The organism is Streptomyces alkaliphilus (assembly GCF_014141535.1).
Lineage (GTDB): Bacteria > Actinomycetota > Actinomycetes > Streptomycetales > Streptomycetaceae > Streptomyces > Streptomyces alkaliphilus.
In genome coordinates, this window is sequence record NZ_VKHT01000138.1 from 1 (window position 1) to 7784 (window position 7784).

At 74.9% G+C, this 7784-nt stretch carries 7 protein-coding genes; 4 read left to right on the top strand and 3 right to left on the bottom strand.

Annotated features, from left to right (window positions below):
• The first annotated feature begins 136 nt into the window (after positions 1–136).
• Both FNQ90_RS07215 and FNQ90_RS07220 read left to right on the top strand, forming a co-directional pair.
• Positions 137–1294: an acyl-CoA dehydrogenase family protein gene (locus FNQ90_RS07215; RefSeq protein ID WP_323379822.1), complete on the top strand. Its 1158-nt coding sequence runs from the start codon at positions 137–139 to the stop codon at positions 1292–1294.
• A 1-nt stretch (position 1295) separates the two neighbouring features.
• Positions 1296–3365 carry a SpoIIE family protein phosphatase gene (locus FNQ90_RS07220; RefSeq protein ID WP_182605537.1) on the top strand — a complete coding sequence of 690 codons (2070 nt, stop codon included), beginning with the start codon at positions 1296–1298 and terminating at the stop codon, positions 3363–3365.
• Between the two features lie 91 nt (positions 3366–3456).
• Here the strand turns inward: FNQ90_RS07220 and FNQ90_RS07225 are convergent, their stop codons facing one another.
• Together FNQ90_RS07225 and FNQ90_RS27110 are read right to left on the bottom strand one after the other, a co-directional pair.
• Positions 3457–4542 (bottom strand): Rieske 2Fe-2S domain-containing protein, encoded by a 1086-nt coding sequence (locus FNQ90_RS07225; protein WP_182605539.1) that lies wholly within the window; start codon positions 4540–4542, stop codon positions 3457–3459.
• Positions 4543–4600: 58 nt separating this feature from the next.
• A complete protein-coding gene (locus FNQ90_RS27110; protein ID WP_228470937.1) occupies positions 4601–4906 on the bottom strand; it encodes a hypothetical protein in 306 nt (101 codons plus the stop codon).
• A 190-nt stretch (positions 4907–5096) separates the two neighbouring features.
• On the opposite strand from FNQ90_RS27110, the gene FNQ90_RS07230 reads away from it, so the two are divergent.
• Complete coding sequence (locus FNQ90_RS07230; RefSeq protein ID WP_182605541.1) at positions 5097–6017, top strand: SDR family NAD(P)-dependent oxidoreductase; 921 nt, start codon at positions 5097–5099, stop codon at positions 6015–6017.
• Between the two features lie 134 nt (positions 6018–6151).
• Entirely contained in the window at positions 6152–6850 is a 699-nt protein-coding gene (locus FNQ90_RS07235; RefSeq protein WP_182605543.1) for an alpha/beta fold hydrolase, read from the top strand.
• A gap of 45 nt (positions 6851–6895) precedes the next feature.
• Here the strand turns inward: FNQ90_RS07235 and FNQ90_RS07240 are convergent, their stop codons facing one another.
• Positions 6896–7735 carry an alpha/beta fold hydrolase gene (locus FNQ90_RS07240; protein ID WP_407699317.1) on the bottom strand — a complete coding sequence of 280 codons (840 nt, stop codon included), beginning with the start codon at positions 7733–7735 and terminating at the stop codon, positions 6896–6898.
• Positions 7736–7784: the final 49 nt, after the last annotated feature.

Sequence of the window (7784 nt, forward strand, 5' to 3'; positions counted from 1 at the left end):
GGGGAGGGGTCGCGGGGCCGGCCCCGCGGAACACCGGACACCGGGCCGGGCCCGGGGCCGGGCCACAGGCATGGGATGGTTGTCGTGCGGAAAACATGCTGGCGGCGTACGGCGAGGCGAGCGAAGGCGGTCGGTGGTGACAGGAACGGAACCGGGAGTGGCGGTGGCCACGGCCCGACGGCTGGCCGATGAGGTCCTCGCCCCGAACGCGGCTCTTGTGGACGCCGAGCGCCGCTGGCCGGCCGAGGGCATGTCGGCCCTGCTCTCCGAACTCGGCGGTCTCGTCGTGCCCGAGGAGTGCGGCGGGATGGGCCTGGGGTTGTCGGCCGTGGCCCGGGTGGGCGAGGTGACGGGCCGGGCCTGCGCCTCGACCTCCATCTGCCTGGGCATGCACCTGGTCGCCTCCGCCGTGATCTCCGCCAGGGCCACCGATCACCAACGGCGGCACCTCCTGGAGCCCATCGCCGCCGGGGAGCACCTGACCACCCTGGCGCTCTCCGAGCCCGGCACGGGCGGGGAGTTCTGGTTGGCCCGGACCGCCATGGAGAACAAGGGGGATCGGCTGCTCCTCACCGGTGAGAAGAGTTTCGTCACCAACGGAGGCCACGCCGACTCCTACGTCGTCTCCACCGTCGCCGGCGGGGCGGACACACTGCCCGGCCGGTTCTCCTGTGTCCTCCTCGACGCGGACGCGCCGGGGATGACCTGGGGCGCGCCCTGGACGGGCATGGGCATGCGGGGCAACGACTCCCGGTCCCTGCGCCTGGACGGGGTGTCGCTGCCCCGCACCCGTCTGCTCGGCGAGGAGGGCGACCAGATCTGGTACGTCTTCAACGTCGTCGCCCCCTACTTCCTGATCGCCATGGCGGGCACCTACCTGGGCGTGGCGGCCGCCGCCCTGGAGGAGGTCCGCCGACACCTGCTGCGCCGCCGGCACGCCCTCAGCGGCGACGCCCTGGCCGCGCAGCCGATGGTCCAGCACCGCCTGGGATCCATGTGGGCCCGCGTGGAGCGCACCCGACGGTTGATCCACCAGGCCGCCGAGGAGGCCGACGCCGGGGGGCCCGAGGGGCTGCCGGCCCTGCTCTCCGCCAAGGCCGAGGTCGCCGAGACGGTGGAATCGGTGACCAACGAGGCACTCACCCTGGCCGGCGGTATCGGTTACGCCGGGGACAGCCCCCTGCACCGCCACCTGCGTGATGGCCGGGCCGCCCACGTGATGGCCCCCCTGACCGACACCCTGCGGATGTGGACGGGCCGGGCCCTGCTCGAACAACCGCTGCTGGGGGAGTGAGATGGCAGCCCCGCCCCCGGTCCGGGTGCTCCTGGCCGGCGTCGACGAGGCCGGTGCGACCCGCCTGCGGACCGAGCTCGGTGACCGGGCCGAGGTGCGCCCGCTCCCCCCGGGCGGGACCGTTCCCGCCGACGAGGCGGCCGGGCCGACCCTGCTGGTCATCGGGGCGGGAGTACCGGCGCCGGCCGACCTTTTGGGCATGCTGCGGGACCGGACCGAGGGGCTCGGTGTCATCCTCGTCACCGGTCCGGACGACGGGCGGGGCCTCCCCACCCTCGCGCTGCTCGCCCCCACGGCACACATCACCCGGGTCCCCGCCGACCAACCGGCCGACCTTCCCCGCGCCGCGAGATCCCTGCTCGACCGCCTGACCCTCCGACACGCCTACCGCGCCACCCGGGCGGCGGCACAACGTCAACTCCTCCTCGGGAACGAACCCACGAGGCAGCCCGGGGAACGCCTGTTCGGCCCGCTCCACCACCAGGCCCTCCTCGGGGCCGTCGCCGTGGACGACGCCGCCCGCCTCATCGGCTGGAACCGCCGGGCCGCGGAGATCCTCTCCCTGCGCCCCGACGCGGTCGGCGCCGGCTTCCTCCCGCTCTTCCCCCGACAGGCACGGGAGGAACTGCGCGAGCACCTCTCCCGGGCCGCCCACTCCCCCACCGCGCCCGAACTCTTCGATCGCACCGCCGGGGACGGCGCCCCGCAGATCCTGCGCCTGGGCGCCCAATCCGTCACCGACCCCGAGGGCACCGCGCACACGCTGGTCCTCCTGGAGGACGTCAGCCGGGCCACCGAGACCCGGCGGCGACTGGCCGAACGCACCGCGCACGCCCTCCTGGGCGGGGACGTGGCCGCCGCGATGACCAGCGGTGGTTCCCTGCGGCAGCGACTCCAACGCTCCGCACGGGCCGTCGTCGACCGGCTGGACATCGCCCTCGCCCGCATCTGGCTCCACGACCCCGTCGGGAACACGCTCACCCCGGAGATCGCCGCGGGTCCCCGGGCCCGATTCCCCGACGACTCCCCCCTCGGTCCCGGCGACCTCGAGGCCGAATTCGTCGCCGCCACCCGCAAACCGCACCTGACCAACTCGGTGATCGACGATCCCCGCACCACCGATCGGCAGTGGGCACGGCGCGAGGGCATGGTCGCGTTCGCGGGTTATCCGCTGATCACCGACGGCGAACTCATGGGCGTCATGGCGCTCTTCGCCCGCCGGGCACTGTCCGGGACGACCCGGGAGGCGCTGGCCGGCATCGCCGACCAGATCGCCGGCGGCGTCCGCCAGGACCGCCTCCTGAGCCGACTCCACACCACCGCCCGGGCCCTCCAGGCCCCGCTGCTGCCCCCCGACCTCCCGCGGCTGCCGGGGCTGGACATCGCCGCCCGCTACCGCGCCCAGGGCGACAGCCTGGACATCGGCGGGGACTTCTACGACGTCTTCCCGCTCCCCGACGGCCGGTGGGTCCTGGTGCTGGGGGACGTCTGCGGCAAGGGCCCCGCCGCGGCCGCCGTCACCGGACTGGTGCGCCACACCGTGTGGACCGCCGCCCAGCAGGACCCCGATCCCTCCCGGGTGCTGCCCATCGTCCACCGGGCCCTGTGCCGGGAGAACAGCCCCTTCTGCACGCTCGTCCAGGCCGTTCTGGAGCCGTCCGCCCCCTCCGACCGGCCCGACGGCCCACCGGGGCGATCGGTACGGGTGCGCATCGCCTCCGCGGGCCACCCGGCGCCCCTGCTGCGGCGGCGGGACGGCGGGACCCGGCTCCTGGAGGAACACGGCCCCCTGCTCGGCGCCTTCGACCTCACCGAACTCCCCGTCCACACCACGGTGCTGCACCCCGGTGACAGCCTGGTCCTGTACACCGACGGCTTCACCGAGGGATCCGGCCCCCACCTGAACCGGGAACCGGAGGACCTGGCGAAACTCGTGGACTCCCGGCCCGGCCCCGAGGGGGACCGGCCCGCCGAGCAACTCGCCGACCTGCTCTTCACCGACGCCCTCACCCGGTGGGGGGACGGACTGCGCGACGACCTCGCCCTGGTCGCCGTCACCGCCCGGCCCTGACGCCCCCGGGGAACGGGGCGGGGACATCGGCCGGACGGAGCCGGGGGTCCCGGGGACGGGAGGGCCCGCGATCGGTGGTGCGGGCCCCCGGTCAGGCGGCCTTCCCTCCGCTTTCTCCCCCGTGACGGCGCTTTCGCTCCCCGGGGATGTCGGCGGTGTCGGCGACACCCGGCGCGCCGGTGGGTTCCGATTCCCGCGCGGACCCCTCCGCGCCCGCGAGGTGGCGCAGACGCACCTCCAGCCGTCCGTCCACGACCCGGGTGTCGAAGGCGGGCTGCGGCGCGGTGGCCGGCCCCTCGACGTTCCAGCCGTCGGACAGCCTGAAGAGGCTGCCGTGCCAGGGGCAGCGCACGCAGCCGTCCTCCAGGGTCCCCTCGGACAGCGGGCCGGCCAGGTGGCTGCACCGCTCGGCCAGCACGTGCACGGTGCCGTCGGTGTCGTCGGGGCCGTCGCCCCCGCGGACCACCACGACGGGCACGTCGTCCACGTGGCGGCGCACCGGCTCACCCACCGGCAGGTCGTCGAGCACGGCGATCGCGTGCCAGCCGGGACTCACCAGGTGGGGCACCTCCTCGGCGTGGTTGGCGCCCGAGGCCTGCCGGTAGGCCATGTGGCCGCCCAGGGCCCCGGTGATCCCGACCAGGGTGAACCCGGTCCAGCCCAGGACCCGGCCCGCGGTGTGCCGGCCGGCGCGGCGGGTCGCCCAGGAGGCCGCGTACAGGCCGACGGCGGCGACGTTGCCGGCGGCGTGGACCAGGCCGACCCGCATCTGTTGCCGGTGCAGTTCGGCCCAGTCGGCCCAGCCCGCCCACGCGGCGGGAGCCGCGGCCACCGTTCCGACCCCCACCAGGGTGCGGGCCGCCCGACGCCGCCCCTCGCCCGGCAGCAGGTCCAGGACCCCGGCGGAGAACCAGGCGCCGATGGGCATCTGCACCAGCAACGGGTGCGCGGGATGGCCGATGGGCCGACCGTGCAGGAGGTCCCGGACGCGGCCCAACGGCAGGCGGTGGATCCTCCCCCTGATGGAGTCGATGAGGTCGTCGGCCCCCGGGTACCGTTCCAGCCGGTCCACCGCGGACAGGAAGCGGCCGGGACCCGCGTGGCGGCGCGACGGTGCGTGCCGGGCCGTGTGATGGGCGCGGTCGGGGCCGCGCCCGTGTCCGTTCGCTGCGTTCATGGCGGGCGAGTAGCCCGATCGGCGGGACGGAAACCTCCGAAGCCGCGGCGGCCGTCGGTCAGGGGCGGGGGTTCGTCCTGCGCCACCGGGGACGGGCGTCCGGCCCGCGGCGGCCGGCGACCGAAGCGCACCGGGGGCAGACCCGGTGGACGCGGTCGGCGGCGCCGCCGGACCCCGGAAGCGCGTCCGCCCACGGGACGCCCGCCAGGCGCACCAACCCGGAGCGGGCGAGGGAGAGCCCGCACACGGTCTCGTTCCTGCCGGGTTCCCACGCGTGTGCCTCCCCGGAGGGGAGCCGGTGCCCGTCCTCCTCGTCGCGCCACGCTCCCGAGGCCGCCACGCGGTATCCGTTTCGCCCGGTCATGTGGTCCGGGTTTCCGTCGCAGGGGTTTCCACACCTCCCGACCGCGGGCCGGCCGAACGTCCCGCCCGCCCGGGGAGTGCTCCGGGACACACCGCCCCTCGCCGACGGTTCCCGATCACCGGTCCCATACCGTGGGGGCGGATCCCGGCGGCGGGAGCACCGGGACCGGAATCGGACGAGGTGTGGAGGAATGGTCGTGGAGAAGTGGTCCGAGGCGGACGTGCCGGCACAGGACGGCCGGGTCGCGGTGATCACCGGGGCCAACACCGGCATCGGCTTCGAGACCGCGCGGGTACTCGCGGAGCGCGGCGCGACGGTGGTGCTGGCGGTTCGGGACACGGAGAAGGGTGAGGATGCGGCCGCGCGGATCGCGGCGACGGTACCGAGGGCGAAGGTCTCGGTGCGGGAACTGGACCTGGCGTCGTTGGCCTCCGTCCGGGCCGCCGCCGAGCGGCTGCGCGCGGAGCACGCCCGCATCGACCTCCTCGTCAACAACGCCGGCGTGATGTACACGCCGAAGGCCACCACCCGCGACGGTTTCGAGCTTCAGTTCGGGACCAACCACCTGGGGCACTTCGCCCTCACCGGCCTGCTCTTGGACCGCCTGCTGCCGGTGCCGGGCTCGCGGGTGGTGACCGTCAGCAGCATGGCGCACCGCTTCCGCTCCGAAATCGATTTCGAGGACCCCCGGGCCGAACGGTCCTACGACCGGATCTCCGCCTACGGCCGCTCGAAGCTGGCGAACCTCCTGTTCACCCGTGAGTTGCAGACCCGCTTGGCGGACCGGAAGGCCGACACCGTCGCCACCGCCGCCCACCCGGGGCTGTCGGCCACCGAGCTGATGCGCCACCTGCCCGGACCGCTGAACGACTCGATGAAGCGGTTCGGCTCCCTCGTCGCCCAGAGCCCGGCGATGGGCGCGCTGCCGACGCTGCGCGCCGCCACCGATCCGCGCGCGCGGGGCGGGAGCTACTACGGACCGGACGGCTTCATGGAGACCCGCGGATACCCGGTGCCGGTGAAGGTCGACGCCCGCGCCAGGGACACGGCGGCCCAGCGGCGCCTGTGGACCCTCTCCGAGGACCTGACCGGGGTGACCTTCCCCGTGTGAGTTTCCCGTGTGAGTTCCCCGTGTGAGTTCCCCGTGTGACCCCCTCGGTGCGACCTTCCCGCCGACGGGCCGGGCGCTTCCGGCACCGGCCCGTCGGCGGGTTTCCGTCGGACCCTCACGCTACGTTTCCGGGCATGGCGAACTTCGTATTGGTACCGGGGGCCTGGCTGGGGGCCCGGGCGTGGGAAGAGGTGGCCGCGGAGCTGCGGGCCGCCGGACACGACGTCCACCCGCTGACGCTCTCCGGCCTCGCGGAGAAGAGGCATCTCCCGGCCGGGCGGCGCACCCACGTGCGGGATGTCGTGGAGGAGGTCGAGCGCCTCGGCCCGGGCGAGGTGGTGCTGGTCGGGCACAGCTACTCGGGCATCCCGGTGGGGCAGGCCGCCGCGCTGATCGGCGATCGGTTGGCGCGGCTGGTGTGCGTGGACTCCAACGTGCCGGTGGACGGCGAGTCGTTCGTCTCCGCCTGGCCGGAGGGCCGGGCGATGGTGGAGGCGGCCATCGCCGACAACGACGGTTGGTGGCCGCCGCCGCCGGCCGAGGAGTACGCCGGGCAGGGGTTGAGCGACGAGCAGGTCGGGCGGATCGTCGCCGGTGCCACCCCCCACCCGGGTGCCTCGCTGACCGAGCCCGCCGAGTTGGCCCGTCCGCTCGCCGAGCTGCCGGCCACCTACATCAAGTGCCTGCTCGACGGCGAGGTTCCGCCGCCGGAGGTGGCGGAGTTGGTGAAGGGCGGACACTGGCGACTGGTGACGATGGACACCGGTCACTGGCCGATGTTCTCCCGCCCCCGTGAACTGGCCCGCGTTCTGCTGGAGGGCGCACCGGCCTGAGGGACACCGGGGACACGCCGCGCCGGGGCGCCCGCCCCGGGTCCATCAGTCGAGCACCTCGATCAGGCGGGCGGTGAAGGCGTCGGGGGTCTCGACGGCGCCGAGGTGGCCGCCGGGGAATTCGGCGTGGTCGATGCCGAGGGTCGCGGCGAGCCGGACGACCGGGCGGTGGAGCGCCTCCTGCCCGCGCGAGGCCCGGCCCACCGCCGGCACGAGCTTGTGTGCGACCGGCCGCAGGGCGTCGAGGTTCGGCGGCCGGGAGGTGAAGGGGCACAGCACGTGTTCCAGGAAGACCGGCATGTTGGCGTGCATCCGGGGTGCCATCTCCCGCAGTGCCGGGGGCGGTTCGGGGTTCCCGTCGCCGGAGGGGGCGCCGCTCGGGTCGCCGGAGGGGTCGTCTCCCTCCTCCCCCAGCCCTGCGGTGAAGCGGGCCATGGCGGCGGCGGGTCCGTCGGTCCGCGACAGTTCGCGCACCTCGGCGAAGAGGGCCCGGTGCGGGGCGGGGTCCGGGAGCAGGTCCAGCAGCGGCGGCTCGTGGGCGACGACCCGGCGCAGCCGTTCCGGGTGACGGGCCAGCAGGTCGAGGGCGACGATCGCCCCCGCGCTGCACCCGAGGACGTACGCCTCCTCGCCGGGGGCGACCGCGTCGAGGAGGCGTCGGACATCCTCGCTCCACACCGTCACCTCGTGGTCCTCCCCCTCGGTGAGGGGGCGGTGGAGCCGGCTGCGGGACAGGCCGCGCGGGTCGAGGGACACGGTGGTGTACCGGGTGGTGAGGTGGGTCGTCATCCCCGCGTACATGCCGGCGTCGGCACCGCCTCCGGGGAGGAGTAACAGCACCGGGCCGCTGCCGTGGACCTCGTAATGGAGCGTGGCGCCCGGCACATCGAGGGCGCCGATGCGGGGAGCTTCGGTTCGCGGGGTGCCGGAGCCG

What these genes read in the sequence shown, in the direction of transcription:
- FNQ90_RS07235 (WP_182605543.1), top strand. Translation starts at nt 6,152, where the DNA reads ATGGCGAACTTCGTATTGGTACCGGGGGCCTGGCTGGGGGCCCGGGCG.
- FNQ90_RS27110 (WP_228470937.1), bottom strand. Translation starts at nt 4,906, where the DNA reads ATGACCGGGCGAAACGGATACCGCGTGGCGGCCTCGGGAGCGTGGCGC.
- FNQ90_RS07220 (WP_182605537.1), top strand. Translation starts at nt 1,296, where the DNA reads ATGGCAGCCCCGCCCCCGGTCCGGGTGCTCCTGGCCGGCGTCGACGAG.
- FNQ90_RS07230 (WP_182605541.1), top strand. Translation starts at nt 5,097, where the DNA reads ATGGTCGTGGAGAAGTGGTCCGAGGCGGACGTGCCGGCACAGGACGGC.
- FNQ90_RS07225 (WP_182605539.1), bottom strand. Translation starts at nt 4,542, where the DNA reads ATGAACGCAGCGAACGGACACGGGCGCGGCCCCGACCGCGCCCATCAC.